Source organism: Enterococcus haemoperoxidus ATCC BAA-382 (assembly GCF_000407165.1).
Taxonomy (GTDB): domain Bacteria; phylum Bacillota; class Bacilli; order Lactobacillales; family Enterococcaceae; genus Enterococcus_L; species Enterococcus_L haemoperoxidus.
This window is the reverse complement of record NZ_KE136479.1, coordinates 562446-580143: the sequence shown is the minus strand read 5'-3', so window position 1 is coordinate 580143 and position 17698 is coordinate 562446. Positions and strand designations below refer to the sequence as shown.

At 34.0% G+C, this 17698-nt stretch carries 21 protein-coding genes; 4 read left to right on the top strand and 17 right to left on the bottom strand.

Annotation, left to right across the window (positions count from 1 at the left end; genetic code table 11):
* Position 1 precedes the first annotated feature (1 nt).
* The 16 genes from I583_RS02790 to ulaG all read right to left on the bottom strand — a co-directional run bounded on the left by I583_RS02790 (position 2) and on the right by ulaG (position 12894).
* Complete coding sequence (locus tag I583_RS02790; RefSeq protein WP_010763037.1) at positions 2 to 1009, bottom strand: class I SAM-dependent methyltransferase; 1008 nt, start codon at positions 1007 to 1009, stop codon at positions 2 to 4.
* A 267-nt stretch (positions 1010 to 1276) separates the two neighbouring features.
* On the bottom strand, positions 1277 to 1615 hold the full coding sequence (gene comGG, locus I583_RS02785; RefSeq protein ID WP_010763036.1) for a competence type IV pilus minor pilin ComGG: 339 nt from the start codon (positions 1613 to 1615) through the stop codon (positions 1277 to 1279).
* Positions 1608 to 2081, bottom strand: a complete 474-nt coding sequence (comGF, locus tag I583_RS02780; RefSeq protein WP_010763035.1) for a competence type IV pilus minor pilin ComGF — start codon at positions 2079 to 2081, stop codon at positions 1608 to 1610. The genes comGG and comGF overlap by 8 nt, the downstream gene beginning before the upstream one ends.
* Positions 2047 to 2298 carry a type II secretion system protein gene (locus I583_RS02775; RefSeq protein ID WP_244264858.1) on the bottom strand — a complete coding sequence of 84 codons (252 nt, stop codon included), beginning with the start codon at positions 2296 to 2298 and terminating at the stop codon, positions 2047 to 2049. Before I583_RS02775 ends, comGF begins: the two co-directional genes overlap by 35 nt.
* Positions 2299 to 2344: 46 nt before the next feature.
* Positions 2345 to 2794: a competence type IV pilus minor pilin ComGD gene (gene comGD / locus I583_RS02770; protein ID WP_034682620.1), complete on the bottom strand. Its 450-nt coding sequence runs from the start codon at positions 2792 to 2794 to the stop codon at positions 2345 to 2347.
* 2 nt (positions 2795 to 2796) lie between these two features.
* Positions 2797 to 3081 (bottom strand): competence type IV pilus major pilin ComGC, encoded by a 285-nt coding sequence (gene comGC, locus I583_RS02765; RefSeq protein WP_010763032.1) that lies wholly within the window; start codon positions 3079 to 3081, stop codon positions 2797 to 2799.
* Positions 3078 to 4124 (bottom strand): competence type IV pilus assembly protein ComGB, encoded by a 1047-nt coding sequence (comGB, locus tag I583_RS02760; protein WP_010763031.1) that lies wholly within the window; start codon positions 4122 to 4124, stop codon positions 3078 to 3080. Before comGB ends, comGC begins: the two co-directional genes overlap by 4 nt.
* The gene (gene comGA, locus I583_RS02755) at positions 4078 to 5040 is read right to left on the bottom strand and encodes a competence type IV pilus ATPase ComGA (RefSeq protein WP_010763030.1); all 963 of its coding nucleotides are present in this window, start codon (positions 5038 to 5040) and stop codon (positions 4078 to 4080) included. Before comGA ends, comGB begins: the two co-directional genes overlap by 47 nt.
* A 552-nt stretch (positions 5041 to 5592) precedes the next feature.
* Positions 5593 to 6924, bottom strand: coding sequence for an APC family permease (locus I583_RS02750; RefSeq protein ID WP_010763029.1), 1332 nt, complete (start codon positions 6922 to 6924; stop codon positions 5593 to 5595).
* 167 nt (positions 6925 to 7091) lie between these two features.
* Complete coding sequence (locus I583_RS02745; protein WP_167584581.1) at positions 7092 to 7775, bottom strand: L-ribulose-5-phosphate 4-epimerase; 684 nt, start codon at positions 7773 to 7775, stop codon at positions 7092 to 7094.
* A gap of 16 nt (positions 7776 to 7791) precedes the next feature.
* The gene (locus tag I583_RS02740) at positions 7792 to 8652 is read right to left on the bottom strand and encodes an L-ribulose-5-phosphate 3-epimerase (RefSeq protein WP_010763027.1); all 861 of its coding nucleotides are present in this window, start codon (positions 8650 to 8652) and stop codon (positions 7792 to 7794) included.
* A 5-nt stretch (positions 8653 to 8657) separates the two neighbouring features.
* On the bottom strand, positions 8658 to 9296 hold the full coding sequence (locus I583_RS02735; RefSeq protein WP_010763026.1) for a 3-keto-L-gulonate-6-phosphate decarboxylase UlaD: 639 nt from the start codon (positions 9294 to 9296) through the stop codon (positions 8658 to 8660).
* A gap of 75 nt (positions 9297 to 9371) precedes the next feature.
* Positions 9372 to 9671: a PTS sugar transporter subunit IIB gene (locus I583_RS02730; protein ID WP_010763025.1), complete on the bottom strand. Its 300-nt coding sequence runs from the start codon at positions 9669 to 9671 to the stop codon at positions 9372 to 9374.
* Between the two features lie 190 nt (positions 9672 to 9861).
* Positions 9862 to 11340, bottom strand: coding sequence for a PTS ascorbate transporter subunit IIC (locus I583_RS02725; RefSeq protein ID WP_010763024.1), 1479 nt, complete (start codon positions 11338 to 11340; stop codon positions 9862 to 9864).
* Between the two features lie 15 nt (positions 11341 to 11355).
* Positions 11356 to 11814: a PTS sugar transporter subunit IIA gene (locus I583_RS02720; protein ID WP_010763023.1), complete on the bottom strand. Its 459-nt coding sequence runs from the start codon at positions 11812 to 11814 to the stop codon at positions 11356 to 11358.
* A 15-nt stretch (positions 11815 to 11829) separates the two neighbouring features.
* Entirely contained in the window at positions 11830 to 12894 is a 1065-nt protein-coding gene (ulaG, locus tag I583_RS02715) for an L-ascorbate 6-phosphate lactonase (protein ID WP_010763022.1), read from the bottom strand.
* Between the two features lie 197 nt (positions 12895 to 13091).
* Between ulaG and I583_RS02710 the strand changes: the two genes are divergently transcribed.
* The 3 genes from I583_RS02710 (at position 13092) to I583_RS02700 (ending at position 15762) form a co-directional block, all read left to right on the top strand.
* Positions 13092 to 13856, top strand: coding sequence for a hypothetical protein (locus tag I583_RS02710; protein WP_010763021.1), 765 nt, complete (start codon positions 13092 to 13094; stop codon positions 13854 to 13856).
* Between the two features lie 15 nt (positions 13857 to 13871).
* The gene (locus I583_RS02705) at positions 13872 to 14639 is read left to right on the top strand and encodes a DeoR/GlpR family DNA-binding transcription regulator (RefSeq protein WP_010763020.1); all 768 of its coding nucleotides are present in this window, start codon (positions 13872 to 13874) and stop codon (positions 14637 to 14639) included.
* A 193-nt stretch (positions 14640 to 14832) separates the two neighbouring features.
* On the top strand, positions 14833 to 15762 hold the full coding sequence (locus I583_RS02700) for a LysR family transcriptional regulator (RefSeq protein ID WP_010763019.1): 930 nt from the start codon (positions 14833 to 14835) through the stop codon (positions 15760 to 15762).
* A 46-nt stretch (positions 15763 to 15808) separates the two neighbouring features.
* On the opposite strand, the gene rlmN is transcribed toward I583_RS02700, so the two are convergent.
* Positions 15809 to 16879 (bottom strand): dual-specificity RNA methyltransferase RlmN, encoded by a 1071-nt coding sequence (gene rlmN, locus I583_RS02695; protein ID WP_010763018.1) that lies wholly within the window; start codon positions 16877 to 16879, stop codon positions 15809 to 15811.
* 200 nt (positions 16880 to 17079) lie between these two features.
* On the opposite strand from rlmN, the gene I583_RS02690 reads away from it, so the two are divergent.
* The gene (locus tag I583_RS02690) at positions 17080 to 17586 is read left to right on the top strand and encodes a nucleoside 2-deoxyribosyltransferase (protein WP_034682618.1); all 507 of its coding nucleotides are present in this window, start codon (positions 17080 to 17082) and stop codon (positions 17584 to 17586) included.
* Positions 17587 to 17698 lie beyond the last annotated feature (112 nt).

The following is a 17698-nucleotide window of genomic DNA, read 5'->3' as shown; positions in this document are numbered from 1 at the left end:
TTTATTTTAAATTTGAAGACTTCCAAGCCTCAAATTGTTGAAAAAATTGTGTAACTTTTGCAGGATCTTTTAACGAACCTAATTTTGCTACAAGCACTTCTTTTACTTGCTCACTATGTTCACCTTTATTTTGCACAAACAAAATGCTTTTTCTTGACTGTTCAGATTTGAAAAGCTCATCTGGTAACTGAATCATCCCTTGCAGATAAACATTTTTTTGCAGCCAGTTTTTGAAAAATGAACTCTGTTCTGTTTCTAAAATATTCGTTGGGATCAAAAACAGTCCATAGCCATTAGGTTTAACAAATTTCATCGCTTGTTCCATCAATAAGTGATGAGCGTAACTGTGACCTTCATCTGCCGCTGAATCAAACTCTTTGGCTTTTTCATCATTTGGATAATAGCCAATCGGTAAGTCACTGATTGCTACATCGACAGGATCAACAAGTAAGTCCTGCAATCCGTCTTGATGGAATAGTTGAATCGTAGCCTGTGTCCACTCATTATTGGTAGCTGAAACTGAAAGTAACGTATCATCGATGTCCACACCAAAGCCTTGAACTGTATAGTTCGCTAAGTTCAAGTTAAGAACCGTCGTCAAAAGAAGATTACCCATCCCTGTTGCAATATCCAGTATTTTTAGTGATTGATCAGGACTGTAAAGTTGTTCAATCAAATAAACAAACAAGAAACCAATACTATCCGGTGTTAGTTGATGATTTGCCTGTAAGGACTCTGCTTTATTCCCTTTAAGTAAAATCAACTGAGACAAACGTCTAATTTCTTCTGGTTCCAATTCGATTGCTTGTAGTTGGTCATAAATGGTTTTAAGTTTTTGAACAGTCTGCTCATCGGGGACCCCATCTACTACACGTACTTGATAATTATCAATGATATTTTCACCATTTTCAGTGTAGGCATCCAAAAAAGAAGTATCTAAAGATCGTTTAAGTATTCCGATGGCCTGTTCCATTAAACCGAAAGCCTTTTCTATTTTCTCAGGGAACAAAAGAAACACCTCAATTTCCATCTATAATATAACAATTTTCATACCTGTTCTATTTTAACGAAAAACCAGACAATAATCAATCAATTTCCTAATAATATTTGTAAATCAGCGAACTAGTCTTATTTTTACAAAAATATTAAATAGATTCTAATATAATTTCATTTAAAAACTCACCTCTGTATTAGTTATTTTTATTATTTCTTTGATACACGTTTCACAAATTTTCAATTACTCTTATTTTTAAAATTCAAGTGACGTTATTTTACTTCAAGATGACTCTTTTTTCATTACCCGATACTCTTCTTGAAATTCATACGTGGTTTGGTTTATATGAATGATAAACTTTATCGTTGTTTGATCATATCTGTACTCCAATATACCAGAAGAAAATCTTTGCTGTCCTTCTTTTTCAAGTGATGCTTGCTCCTGCTTAATATCGTAAAGAAACATACTTACCATGGTTTTGGCCACATAGTAATCTTTGGTATTTTTTGTAAATTTCTGTGTCAGCTGAAAGTCTTCTAAAACTAACATAAAAATAAAACTAAATAAAAAGACCAACAGTAATGTCGTCAGTAAAACTCCGCCTTTGTATCGCTTATTCATTTTCATGTTCCTTTGTGATAATCCATTTTGCTTCGACCTGCAAATTATTCTCAAAGAGCACTTTCATCGCAATGGCTTTATCAACCTCTATAAAATTCGCTCGTTTAACTTCCATCAGAAGTGGCTGATAACCGCCATTTTCTACCTTTACAATCTTACCTAACTTATATTCGATCCACACCGTTTTACTGTTCTTTTTATTTTTTAGAATAATTTTATTTGCCTGCGTTTTCTCATAGCGACAATTTTTTAACTCGTTTTCTAATTGGATCACAAATATATGCCATTCTTTTATCTGTTCACTTTTTAAATAGCTAGTCACCAAGCTAGCATTTTTAATTGAAGCTGAAAAAAGCATACAAATAATCGATAATAAAAACAACGCAAGTAAACATTCAATTAAGGTAAAACCTAAAAAATTATTCTGTGTATCACTCTTTTTTAAGTGTAAAGCTCTCTTTTCCATCTGTAATCTCCACTTCTATCAACTTATTCTCAGTATTATAAAGTTTTAGTTGATAGTGACTATTTTCTAAATGTATGTCTTGAGTCAACAGTCCACCATGATTTTCATAACGCTTCATTTCTTCATACAAAACTCTGTGAAGCTGTAATTGATTCGTTGCTTGCTTATTTTTCTTTAGTAGAAATGTATTGATTGATATATAACTTCCCGTTATCAAGCATAATAATCCAAGTGCAACTAAACTTTCTAGTAATATATATCCGCTATAGTTGTTTGATTTTTTTAAGATAGCGACCACTTCCTAACTGAAATTGGAATTCAATTAATTGTTTTCTTTGTGTCCATGAAAAAGAAAATTTTGATAACTTCCCGTTATTACCTGACCCCTTTTTAAAAGTGATTTTATCAGGCCCATTAGCTATTAACGTCACTGGTATTTCCAATATTTCTGTTTCCAATGTATGCTCGCTTTTTGGAATCAAGAAATGGATTTGCTGACTCTGCTCAAAAAATACAATCTGAGTGTCTATTGTATTGACAACAGACATTTGTTGTGTGAAAAGCAATTTCTTTTCAAATGAGGATAAAAATTGATCGACTTCTAACACTTGTTTCCATTTTTTTATAGCGAGTGTTGGAAGCAACATAAAAATAGTACAAATAAACACAACGATCAACGATTCTATTAAAGTAAAACCTTTCATATTATTCATGATCATTTCTTGTTTGCTTGATATTTCTCAAATTGTTCTTGCGTAATATATTCATCTTTTAAAAGCTGCTCTAGTGTTGGCGTTTGATTTTTTTCCATAACATAAAGATCCATTTGTGTTTCTATTATTTTAACAATCGCTTCATTGCCTTTCTTATCTACTCCTTCTTTATGTTTTGAAAGATTCGGAACAAATAATAAAATTAAGACAGAAATTATTAGTAGCACAACAAGCATTTCTAACAAGGTAAACCCTTTGTAATTTATTCGTTGTTTTTTCTTTTTCATAAAAATTCCTCCATTCCACCATAAATTGGTAACAACATCGCTGCATAGATACTCACAACTAAAAATGCTACCACTAAGAAAATAACCGGTTGAATCCACTGAATCAATTTTTCCATTCGTTTAAAAAAGCGTTGCCAGCACAGTTCGCTATACAAAATCAATTCTTTTCCTAAGTTCCCTTTGACCTGACCTTGTTGAATAATCAAAGACAACTCTGGAGAAAAGAAGGAAAATTTTGGTAATTGCTCATAAAACGTATGCCCTAACATTGATTGCTCTTCGATCATTTCAGCAAGTTCACTCATTAAGGATCGTTGTTCCGTCACTTGCATCAATTGAATGACCGCTTTGATTTCTAATCCTTGAGAAAATAATTTTCCCCATTCAAGTGCGAAAAATGCTGAATTATATTCTCTATAAAGATTTCCTAAAAAAGGGATCTTCGAAACAAGCAAAGCTCTTTGAAAAAAAGTTTTTTTGCTCAAATAACCACGAACCAAAAGGCTCAAAATTACTAAACTAACTAAAAATGTCACTATATAATAAGGACTTTTCTGAATAAATTGAATCCCTATATTCTCTACCTGAATCGTTCCGTTTGCCATTAGTTGAGGCAATAAAACTTGACGAATGCTAATCAAAACAACTGTTAAAAAAAGTAAAAGTAACACAGGATAGCTAATAACCTTATAGAAATTTTGCTGTTGTTTATCAACAATTTTCATATGTTCTTTGATTTTTTTTAATGTTCCAGCTACATCTCCATGCGTTTGAGCAAATTCAATTTGCGTAATGACGGTCGTCTTAAATCCCAATCCAGCTAAATTGCTATGTAGCGGATCTCCGCGTTCCATAACGTTAATCAAAGAATCAATTGCTGATTTTGAAATTGAGCGGGATTTTTTCATAAATGCTAAACTTTCCTGAATTGTAAATCCATTACTTAACAAATCAGCCAATAATTGAATAAACAACTGCTGTTGTTGTTTTGATAGTTTAATGCTCTTTTTCTTCTTCAAATGTTTGATTATCAATAAATCCATATGCCCAAACCTTTCTTAACTCTTTCAACCAGTTAGAGGTTTTTTTTCCGGAAAAATCATAGTCCATAAGTAACCCACTGACTTCTTCTTCAGTAGTAGTCCGAAAAGGTAATAGTCGTTGGTAAATAATACCTGCCACACATTCAATAATCTCTCTTTGCTGAACGCCTAGTTCAATGAGCCGTTCATATACTCCAGTGATACTTCTTGCGTGAATCGTTGCAAATACCGTATGTCCTGTAAGTGCGGCTCTAATTGCAGCTTGGGCGGTAAGTCCATCTCTAATCTCTCCAATAATCAAAATATCAGGACGATGACGTAAACAGGCTTTGATCAATACATCGTAAGTTAAATCAATCTTAGTATTAGTCTGCAACTGTAAAAAAGCTTTTTCTTCGATTTCAACAGGATCTTCTATTGTGATTACTTGTTGAAATTGATCTGTCTCTTTCGCTAATTTGTACATTAACGTCGTTTTACCTGAGCCAACAGGTCCGCAAAATAAATGTAACCCACGGCGTTTAACTTGTCCTCTAATAATGGTTAATTGCTGGGGCAAAAAATAGTTTTCCCGACTAGTTCCAAAAATATGCAAAAAGCGAATAACTAGACTCTCCCTTTGTCTAAAATCACCAACTGTTGATAATCGTAAGCGAACAATATTTTGATTGATTGCATATGTCGCTGAACCAACTTGCGCCTTCCTTTTTTCACCTACATCCATGCTGCCGATAAATTTAAAATGAAAAATTAATTTTTCTCCCTCACTTTCGTTTAGTTCTTTAAAGATAACTCGGCTTTTGCCTCTCCTAGCAAATACCTGAACCTTATTCTCAACAGGTAAAACATAGATATCCTGAATACATTCTGTCATTCCCCATTCAATCAAGCTCAATGAAAACTCTTTAATATCCATCTACTTCCCTCCTTAAAATAATATACGCAATTAAACTAAATATTATTGCAAAAAAACCAGAACAAAACATCTTAAGTTTTGTCCTGGTTTCATGATAATTAAATCGTATCCACAAATTTTATCTTTTTTGCTTACCTTGTTAACCTCTAACACCTTATTTATTTCGAATTACTTTAACAAATAGTTAGATAAAGCGTTCCATTTTCCCATCCCCATACTAATCCTTCGTTTTAAAAGTAAAAAAATAAAGCTATAAATGTTGATATTTCAACATTTATAGCTTTACCAAGAGTTCTGATGCACTATCTTCCCCAAAATAGTTTATCGTTTTGATATATCCATTATACTAAAAATTTGACTAGAATGTCTTTCAGAAATTGTTAATTTTATTAAAATTTTTGAGAAAAATGAACTCCTGCCTAAAAGGGTTAAGCAAGAGTCATGCTTTATCTGATGACAAAGACTTAGATCAAGATCATTATACCAAATAATTTTGGCCAATTTTATCAAACTCTTATTAAAAAGCGATAAATTCTTGACATTAAATGAAAGTTATTTACTTTTTACCGCTTTTGACTTTTGATTTAACAGATAAATAGGAACTCCTAATAAGGTCACTCCAATACCAATACTGGCTAATATCGTTTGTGTAAACAGTGTAGTGATTAAAATAAACAATCCGCCAATAATTGCTATAATAGGAATTACTGGATAAAAAGGGACTTTGTAGGGGCGATTGAGTTCAGGCTCTTTTTTTCTTAAAATAAATACTGCAAAAAAAATCAAAAGACTAAATAGCCACATAACAAACACTAACATATCTGTTAACAAATCAAAGCTACCAAAAAACATCATGACGGCTGCGATACCAAACTGAAAAATACCTGCTACATAAGGAACAACATATTTTTTAGACAGCTTTTGAAACTGCTTGCTAAAAGGGATCATTTCTTCTAATGCTAAAGCATAAGGAACTCGAATTCCCGTCATCGTGTACCCATTTAATGCACCATAAACAGAAATCAAAATCCCAATCGTCACTACCTTACCGCCAATTGAACCAAAAATTTGATTTGATGCTTCTGACGCTGCATTCAAATTTCCAGAAAGCTGTTCGATTGGTAATGTTTTAAGAAAAACAAAATTAATTAAAACGTAGACAATCGTGATAAACGTCAAGCCAAAAAATATTGCCTTTGGTAAATCTTTTTCTGGTCGTTTCATTTCACCTGCTACAGCGCCAACACCCAACCAACCATCATAGGCGAACATTGTTGCTAGTAATGAGCCGCTAAGTGCTTGAATAAAGTTGCTATCTCCACCAGCTTTAATAGGAAATAATGAAACTTCTACATTGGCTGGCATAAAAAATCCTACTAGCACGATCAAAGCGATTGGGATCATCTTGATTACTAATGTAAAAGACTGTAAATTTGCTGCACTTTTAGTACCTAATAAATTAACTATGGTGACGCTTGCCCCTGTTCCAAGCGCGATTGGTAACAAAAGATTATTTGATAAATGAAATAAGTGTATAAATTGTGTACTGAAAATAATCGATAAGGCCGCAATGTTAGCTGGAAAATAAATTACACTTTGTGCCCACCCTAGCAAAAAGCCTGGCAACTTTCCATATGTATATTCAATATATTTAACAGCTCCTCCTGTTTTTGGAATAGCTGTAGCTAATTCAGCACTTGTCAAACCTGCACATAAAGTTAAAACACCACCTAATACCCAAGCAAAAATCGTTAAACTTGGTGAATGAGCGAAACTAACTACACTTGCTGTTTTAAAAAAGACCCCTGCACCAATAACAGTTCCCATAACTGTTGAAAAAGCGCCAAATAGTGAAATTTCACGTTTTAATTGATTCTCCCCCATACTCATCCTCTTTCTCTCTTTTAAGTTATTTTTCTAGTATAGCTTTTCTAAATTTAAATTCAAGTACTACATAAAATTCAAACTATCATTTCTTTAAAAAAACAAAAAAGTGCAGACAAAGTCCTTATCAGACTTATCTACACTACTAATCAAAAAGAATCTATGTTTTAAGATTGCCCATAGTATGCATTTTTACCATGTTTTCTAAAAAAATGTTTATCTAAAAGGTATTGAGGAATCGGCATTACTGAATCATTTACAACTTCCGTTGCACAAGCCATTTCAGCTATCTCATCTAAAACAATACTATTTTCTACCGCCTGTTGTGGCGTTTTCCCCCAAGTAAACGGTCCGTGTCCATAAACTAGTACTCCAGGAACTGCCGAAGGATCAATTTTTTTTTCATTAAAGGTTTCAACAATTACTTTTCCTGTTTCCTCTTCATAGGCAGAGGTTACTTCTTCTGAGGATAGTTGACGTGTACAAGGAACAACCCCATAAAAAGTATCTGCATGAGTAGTACCATAAGCCGGTATCTCTCGACCAGCTTGTGCCCACATTACTGCATGTTTTGAATGAGTGTGTACTACTGAGTTGATTTCTTTAAAAGCTTTATATAATTCAACGTGTGTAGCGAGATCTGATGAAGGCTTCATTCCTTTTTCTAACACTTCTCCATTTAGATCAGTTACAACCATGTCCTTCATTTGCATGGTTTGGTATGAAACACCGCTTGGCTTGATTACAATCAAGCCTGCTTCCCGATTGATTTCACTAACATTTCCCCACGTAAGTTTTACCAATTCTGCTTTAGGTAAAGCTAGATTTGCAGCAAAAACTCTTTCTTTCATCTCATCTACTAGTAATTTATTTGTCACGATACCCAGCCTCCTTCAAATAAGGAAATAAAAATGCCTTTGCTTGTTCGATTTCTTTTTCGGGTGTTTCACTATTTTCACTCCACATTTCAATCAGGAATGGCCCATTATATTCCAAGCGCTTTAAGGTTTTAAGACACCCTAAAAAATCTACACACCCACTTCCAAAGGGAACTTCTTTAAATTTACCAGAAAACTGTTCCGTTACAGCCAGAGTATCTTTCAAATGAATTGCAGAAATCTGATCAATTCCGATTTCTAATTCATAACCAACATCATTTTCCGGCCAAGCCGATAAATTGCCAACATCAGGATACACTTGTAGATAAGGTGAGCGAATTTGATCTTTGATTTTCAAAAATTTAGAAATAGAATTTATGAATGGATCATCCATAATTTCTATTGAAAGCACAATTTCTTTTGCTGCTGCCATTGCAACTGCTTTTTTTAAATTTTCAATGAAATACTCTCTGGATTTTAACGTTTTCTTTTCATAATAAACATCATAACCAGCAAGTTGAATGGTGCGAACACCTAAGTCGGAAGCCAAGTCTATTGCTTTTCCCATTAAGTTCATCGCTTCAATTCGTTTGCTCCGATCCTCAGAACCAAAGGGAAAACGTCGATGTCCACTTAAACAAATCGATAATATCTTTACCCCAGTCTCATGAATTGCCTCTCTTACTTCTTTTCGCTCTTCTTTTGTCCAGTCTAGCCTTTGAAGACGTTCATCTGTTTCATCGATCGACATTTCAACAAAATCAAACTCTAATTTTTTTGCTAATAGTAAACGTTCTTTCCAGTCAATATCTTTAGGGAGTGCTTTTTCATAGATTCCTATTGTAGTCATAAACTTTACCCCCAAATACGTTTGATTTCTGCTTGAAAATCTTGTGCAGCTTTTTTAGGATTTTCAGAAGCTGTGATCCCTCGACCAGTAATAAACGTATAGACATCGAGATCTTTGAATAGTTTTAATGTTTCTATATCCAATCCACCCGTAACCGAAACTCTAAATCCCATCTCAATCAATTTTCTTACTTTGGTCAAATCTTTGTCTCCCCAAGTTTCACCTGCTAAAAGTGCATCTCTGCTTTGATGATAAATAGCTTGAGAAATCCCTGCATCCAACCACTTTTGTGCTTGCTCATATGTCCAATCTCCATATAATTCAACTTGGATTTCTTCTACTTCTTTTGCAGCAGCTTTCATTGTTGGTATCGTTGCACAACAAATGACCGTCATCCAATCTGCCCCAGATTCTCGGCAATTTTTTGCAACAGTTCCACCAGCATCTGCACATTTTGTATCTGCAACTACTTTTTTATCAGGGTATAATGCACGAATACAGCGTACTGCTTCTGCTCCTGCCTGCAAGCAAAGAATCGTCCCGACTTCTACGATATCTACAATTTCGCCAACTGCAACCACATCTTTGATTGCACTAGGTAAATCAGAATGATCTAACGCTACTTGTAAATTAGGTCTACTCATTTTTTCGCTCTCCTTACTTTCATTTTTCAAGAGGCTAGGACATTATAATGTTCCCCAGCCTCATCTTTACTATCCCTATTTAAATTTCGCAGCTAACTCAGTTTCTTGCACACGCTCACTGATTTCTTTAGCAGACATGACATTTCTTACACCAACAACTGTAATCCCTTTTTTCTTAGCATCATCAAACATATTCAAAAAATTCATTGGACAAAATACAACATCATATTGTCCTGCCGTACTTTTTCCTTCAGAAATGGCACAATGGTGAATATTGGTAATATTAAATCCTAATTCTTTCAACGCCTTTTCCACACTTTTTTTCATCATTAAACTGGTTCCTGATCCATTTGCACAAGATACTAATACTCTCATCTTAATTTCCTCCTCATATAATTTCAAAACTTAAAGAGCTGATTCAGCCTTGAAAGGAAAATAGAAAAAATGACCCCGACGTTCTTTGTCTCATTTATTTTTTCTATTTTTCTCGAATCCATCAATCCTTAAAACTTGAACTGATACGCTCGAAGCAAGGCACAGTGCTAGCTCTTGAAACTAACTAATATTAAACTTTTTTTGCTGTCATTTTTTTTACGTATTCATCATAATCTTCAGCAATCAAGAAATATCCTTCTGGATTTGCTCGGTACTGTAATTGTGGAATTGCTAGCAGTGCAATCACCACTAGTGCAACACCAAAATAACCTAAATATTTCATTAATAATGTCATCACAGGCCAAACGGTTGCCCAATCAAACATACCAATATATCCACCATACTGTGATAACCCGATAAATGCCGCTATTAAAGCAGATCCTAGTACTTGAATCACACCAGAAATAAATGGGAAAATACATGCTGCTTTGAATCCGCCACGATTATTCGCATAAACAGCGATCACCGCATTATCAAAGAATAATGGAATAAATCCTGCAATGACAATCACTGGTGATTTAAATAGAATCAATAAGCCAATCGTTATGAATTGTCCTAAAGCACCGAATAAAAACCCAATCGTCACAGCATTCGGTGAACCAAAACCAAAAGTTGCAGCAACATCGATTCCAGGCACTGCACCTGGTAATAATGTATTTGAAATTCCTTGGAATGATTCTGTTAACTCTGAAACGAATGTCCGAACCCCTAATTGTAAAATGGCCAGATAAACGGCAAAGTATAACGCTGTTTGTAAAATGTAAAATAAGAAACTTTGTCCTTCCACCATGAATCCTGCCTCAATTAAATAAGCGGGGCCTAACACAACTAAAATAATTCCAAAGAAAAATAGCATCAGAATTGACGTTGCAACCATGTTTTCATTGAAAATCGATAAGAAACCAGGTAATTGGACATCTTCCAGCTTTCGATTATTTTTATCTTTTTTCATTTTTTCAGCTAATCGAGCAAAGATATAAACACCAAACATCTGTTGATGAGCAATCGCAAAGCCCGCACCTTCAGTCAAATCTTGTGTAATGTCAACTGTTAAATTCGATCCAACTGCCCAATAACAGCCCAAAATAAGTCCCATGATCAATAGTATTTGAATTTGTCCTAAATTAGGAAAACAAAATAATAAAATCCAAAATGCTGTTGCCGCCTGTTGAATTTGAACATTTCCCGTTGTAAAAACCGCACGCAATTTTGTATATTTTTTGAAACGAACTAATAAAATATTCATGACAAATGCAATCAATAATAAAATCATCGTGTCACTAAACGTTCGTCCAAAGGTCTCTTCAATTCCTGCAGTTACAGCATTTTGACCAAAGTAAGGGTCAATGACCATCGCATCTAAATTAAAGCGTTCCTTTAATCCCACTAGAATTGGCCGAAAATTATTCACTAAACCACCTGAACCAACAGTTAAGATCAAATAGCCGACAGTTGCTTTTAAGAAACCAGCAATACTTTCATACAATGGTTTTTTGAGTAAAACATACCCTAATAGAACAATAAAACCAATTAAAAATGCTGGCTGTGTCAAAATATTCGCCGCAAAATAATCCCAAATTCCCATTAGAAAATCTAATACTTGTGTCATTTACTCCCCTTCTTTCTATAGATCAAAAGTTGCCATTACGTTTTGATAATCCTCCATTGTATTTACTGTCATCAATGCTTCGATCAACCCGTCAGTCATCAACATTTCTGATAATTTTGAAATATTTTCTACATGCTCTTCACTGTTTTTAGCTGCTAATGTGAAAAACAGACGTGCATTTTTTTCACTATTTCCTTCTTCAAAAATTACATCATGACTCATTTTTGTAAATGAAATGGCTGTTCCTAAAACACCTTGGCTATCTTCTGAAGAATGTGGCATAGCGACACCTGGAACTATCACGATATAAGGTCCATATTTTTGAACACACGCCACGATTTCATCTACATACTGCTGTGTAATAACTTCTTTTTCCAGCAATGTCTGGCAACTAAGCATCACAGCATCTTCCCAATTATCAGGTGTTTTATCACAAAACCGAATCAAATCATTATCATAAAAATACTTTAGCATTCGTTTTCTCCTTTCTTATAAAAATGATGGGAACGGTGTATCATTATCTATTGTAAAGACATCATCAAACCCACGATAAAAGTTAAATTCTAATTTATCTTTATCGTTTGGATAGGTGAATTTGCCACCAACCTGCCAGATAAAAGGTTTAAATTGATAATTCAAACGATCTTTTTTGAATTTCCAGATTTCCGTTATTTCTTTTGGATCAGCCATAAAGTTTGCCCAAATATCGTAATGAACCGGGATAACAACGTTCGCATTTAATGATTCCGCCATACGCAACATGTCGACTGACGTCACTTTGTCAGTAATTCCTCGTGGATTTTCTCCATAAGCTCCTAGACAAACATCGATTTTGTGTTCATTACCATGTTTAGCAAACATATTGGAATAATGAGAATCCCCAGCATGATAAATATTACCGCCACTTGTTTCAAATAAATAATTAACAGCAATTTCATCCATATCTTGAGGTAATTTTCCTTTTAATGTTATTTCCGGATCTTCACAAGTTACTAAGGCCGTTCTGTCAAAAGCTTCTAATGCTACGATGTCTACATCCTTGATTGAAACACGATCACCAGGTTTTACAATTGTCGTTTTTTCTTCTGGAATTCCCCACCTTAACCAAGTATCAACAACTTCTTTTGGACCAATAAAACGTGCATTTGGGCAATTTTGATGAACTGCAGCAGCTGTATTAATATCCAAATGATCTGAATGGATATGGGTAACCACCAAAGCATCCACGTCTTTAACTTCAAATGGGTCGATAACAAAAGGCTGTGTTCTGAGGTTTGGCTGCATATTTTCGCATCCACTCATCCGCATCATCTGATGGCCTTTTTTCATTTTTCCATTTCCATGCGCTCTTTTTCCAGTTCCACACCATAGATCACATAAAATGTTCGTTTCTTCATGTGATTTCAACCAAATTCCGGTACAACCTAACCACCACATAGAAACCGTTCCTACCTCGACTTTTTCTTGTTCAATCTCCTCATTTAAATAGGTTCCCCATTCAGGAAAAGTACTTAAAATCCAACTTTCTTTTGTTACATCATGAATTGTTGCCATATGATCCCTCCATATTGTTTCAATCTCAATTACACTTTTCATTCTACAATATTTTAAACCGTTTTCAATCTATTTATAAGATCGTTTAATTCGTTTTAAGAACGTTTTCATAAAAAATGCATTTATTATAGATCATAACGTCTTTTTTTATGTTCATATCACTTTTTTTATGATATAGTTTCGATGAGGTGAAGAATATGAAGAATTTAGTTTGGAAAAGCATTTACTTTGGAAAAAAAATATTTTTATGGGTTATTTACTTGTTATTTGCCATCTATATTTACTATCTAGTCACTAGTTCTCAAGAATTAGGTTCTAAGCTTATTTTCGGCTGCTTAGGAGGTATTGTGCTAATCATTGTTATTCTCTTTGAGTATTTAAAAAGTATCTATGAAAAAATGATTTATGCTTTAACTGTTGACTGTGACCTAAATAAAGCTGCCGCTTTAAAAGAGACTCTACAAAAAAAAGATTTGTTTAATGGCTTCAAACAGTCTATTATTATTTTTGATAGCTTACTCTTATTGGACGAAGGAAATTATAAACGTTGTTTGAACCATTTAGATAATAATCAGAAGTTCTTTCATTCCACATTGGATTACCTCTTCATTTATTATCATACGCAATTGTATTGCTATTCTTTTTTAAAAGACGAAGAAAATTTAAATAATTGCTTGAAAAACTTGTTCAAGTTAAAAAATGTTAAAAAGAAACAAATGCGTGGTTTATTTTCATGGAACGAAATTGCAGGAATGAACTATTTCCATCAAAATAGAAATATAAAGTGTTTAAGTGAATTGGAATTAATTGATAAAAATCGACTAAATAATCGAGAACTGACTTATCTTTTACACCTAAAAGGACAATGTCTACTTAAACTCAATGAAACATCTGAAGGTTATCGTTTATTAAAAGAAGCAAAAGCACTAGGAAATACACTTGCAATTGTACAAAGGATTTAGAAAGGAGGATTTTAAATGAAAAGTTCGCACAAAACGATCAAAGCTCGCCGAGATGATCTGCTTGAATTATTAAAGAACGAGACAAGTCTACTCGTAAAAGAAATAAGCCAAAATCTTGCAGTATCAGAGATAACGGTCCGTCGTGATCTAACTGCTTTAGAAAAAATGGGGTTAGTCCGTCGCGCCCATGGGAAGGCTCAAATCGTTCAAAAAACTGGAACGGAAGATTACAATGAAGAAATCGAAATTTTAAAAAGCGCAATCGCAAAAAAAGCCGCTGAATTTGTAAAAGACGGCGATACCTTATTTATTAATACTGGGTCAACTGCATTGTCTTCTTTAAAAAATTTAGAAGATAAACGTGTGACAATCGTTACTAACAATGTTAAAGTCGCTAATCTTGATCATAATCCAAATTCAACGGTGATTTTATCTGGTGGTGAAATTCGTTTTCCTAAAGAAGCATTGGTTGGTGATATTGCCATTGACTCCTTTTCAAAAATGTCTTCTGACATTTCAATTATTGGATGTTCTGGACTCAGTATTGAAAATGGTATCACGACACCTGTCTTACATGAATCTAAAATAAATTCGCTGATTATTGAACGAACAAATGGTTTAGTAATCGTTGTTGCAGACTATCGTAAAATTGGTTTTTCTTCTAACTTTACTAGCGGGAAAATCAAAGATATCAATTACTTGATAACGGACACGTTTGCTTCTCCTGAAGTGATTCGAGAAATCGAAAAGCAAGGCGTACAAGTGATTCAAGTTGAATTTTAACGTAAATAGTTCATTCAGTTAAGTTCAAAAAATCGATATTCTACTATGAAAAAATAGTTCTTTTTTTCATAGTTTTTTATTTTATAAACATTTATGATGTATGATATACTTCAGTTAGAAATAAATTACAATTTTTTATTGTTAAAGCTAGGAAAATTAGTACCGTTTTTTTAGTAGAAGGAGGATTGGTTTCATGCGAATCAAACAGTTGGATTATATCGTGAAAGTCGTTGAATTGGGTTCAGTTAATGAAGCGGCCAAACATCTCTTTATCACTCAGCCAAGCCTTTCAACTGCCATCAAAGAACTAGAACAAGAAATGAATATTCAAATTTTTCAACGGACACAAAAAGGAATGGTTCTAACAACTGAAGGAACTGAGTTTTTATCATACGCCCGCCAGATATTGGAGCAAGTCGATTTGATGGAAGAGAAATATAAAGGAATGGAAACTCGCCGCAGATTATTTTCTGTCTCAGCTCAACACTATGCTTTTGCCGTTCATGCGTTTGTACAATTGATTAGATCCTATGAAAAAAATGAATATGAATTTACTTTTCGAGAAACGCAAACAAATAATATTATTGAGGATGTCAGTACGTTTCAAAGTGAGTTAGGCATTTTATACTTGAATACATTTAACGAAAAAGTAATTCGCAAATTATTAAAAGAGAAAAAACTGATCTTTCATCCTTTATTTACAGCTCACCCGCATGTTTTTATTAGTAAAAAGAACCCTTTAGTTGGAAAGAAATCAGTAACTTTAGCAGATTTAGAGGATTATCCTTATCTTTCATTTGAACAAGGACAATTTAATTCCTTTCATTTTTCAGAAGAAATTTTAAGCACACGCTATCATAAGAAAAGTATCCGTGTCAGCGATCGAGCAACATTGTTCAATTTTTTGATTGGCCTTGATGGTTATACGATTAGTTCAGGTGTATTAAGTCGAGAATTGAACGACGAGAATATCGTTGCACTGCCTCTTGAAGTTGATGAAACAATGGAGATTGGCTGGATTCATCCTGCTCAGATGTCTTTATCTATAATGGGGGAAGAATATTTACGCTATTTAAAAGAACATATTATTGATTACGGGTTTACTATTTTAGATGAAGCCTAAAAAAAATCCTGATAAAACCATTTTGGTTTATCAGGATTTTTTAGGCTTATCTAACTTTATCAGCTTTTTTGATTTGCTTACTTCTCAATTGTCCGCAAGCTGCATCGATATCTGTACCATATTCTTTTCTAATAACACAGTTCACACCGTTTTTCTTCAAAATATCATAGAATTTCAACACATCCGCTTTTTCACTGCGGCTATATTGATCATGTTCACTAACTGGATTATACGGAATCAAGTTAACAAAAGTTAATTTCTTCTTATCCTTCAATAAATCAGCTAATTGTTGTGCATGTTCAGGTAGATCGTTCACATGACTCAACATGATATATTCAAACGTGATTCTACGATTCGTTTTTTCCAAATACTCATCAACAGCCTCCATTAATTTTTCAATCGGGAAACTACGATTGATTCGCATGATCGATGTTCGAACGTCATTATTTGGTGCATGCAGAGAAATCGCTAAGTTGACTTGCAGTCCATTATTAGCAAACTCTTTGATTTTAGGAACTAAGCCACTTGTTGACACAGTAATGTGGCGAGCACCAATTGCCAACCCTTTTGGATCATTGATCGTATGTAGGAAATTCATTAAATTATCGTAGTTATCAAACGGCTCACCGATTCCCATCACCACAATATGACTTACACGCTCACCTTCACCACGTTCATCAAAATAATGTTGCACGAGCATGATTTGAGCGACGATTTCACCGGCAGTTAAATCGCGTTGCTTTTTAAGCAAACCACTTGCACAGAAGGTACAGCCAATATTACAACCCACTTGCGTTGTCACACAAACAGACATACCATATTCTTGGCGCATCAAGACTGTTTCAATCATGTTTTTATCTGGTAATTCAAAAAGATATTTCACTGTGCCATCTTTTGCTTCTTGGATGATTACTTGGCGCAATGGATTGATAATAAAGTTTTCTTCTAATAATTCAATGACATCTTTTGATAAATTCGTCATGTCGCTAAATGCCATGACACGTTTGATATAAAGCCATTCCCATACTTGAGTGGCCCGGAACTTTCTCTCGTCATGTTCAATGAACCATGCGATTAGTTCTTCTTTTGTTAAACCATAAATGGATGCTTTTTCCACTAGTTTTCTGCCTCATTTCTTCTAAACATTCGCTTCATACTATAACTTATTGTACCCGATTTGTCTATATGTTATCTAGGTTAGTCAGTACAATTAGACATTTCTTATCTCCCTGATTCCACTTTCAGCAGCATTCATTCCTATTGTTTGTTCTACACTCATATCGTTGCTATAATTAAAATTAAGAAAAGAGGTTTTTTATGATGAACACTGACGTATGTTTTTTCGCGACACCAATCAATGAAAATACCAGCAATTTTAAAGGTCATGATGATCTACTCTTTGGTTATATCCAAGATACTTTTGCCAAAAATCAACTAGGATTTAACTTGCTAAAAGTTGAAATGAGTAAAGATCACCATCAAATTGAGCAAAACATTCATGATGGTTTAGAAAAAGCGAACTTGGTTATTATTGATTTATCTAGTCACGATCCAAATATCTATTATGAATTAGGTTATGCTAAAGCGCTGAATAAAAAAGTAATCCAACTCCAAAACAGCCATCTCGATTCTTTGCCATTTGATTTAGGCCATGCCACGGTCTTATATGATTCGACAACTGACGAGGGTATAAATCAGTTCAAAAAAGATATGTTGGAAGCTGTAAAGTCTCCCGAAACTCTTGATACACCGTTATCATTTTACGCTGAAAATGATGTTGAAATTTCTGGGCGAATTGACGACCAAGGAATCGTGGAACCATAATTAATCGGAGAAGGAGGTCGAGACAAAAGCGTTTAGCTCCGAGAAATAAGAGGGAATTCACGAAAATTGCTTTTCAAATTTTTGTGAATTTCAACTTATTTCCGAAGGATCT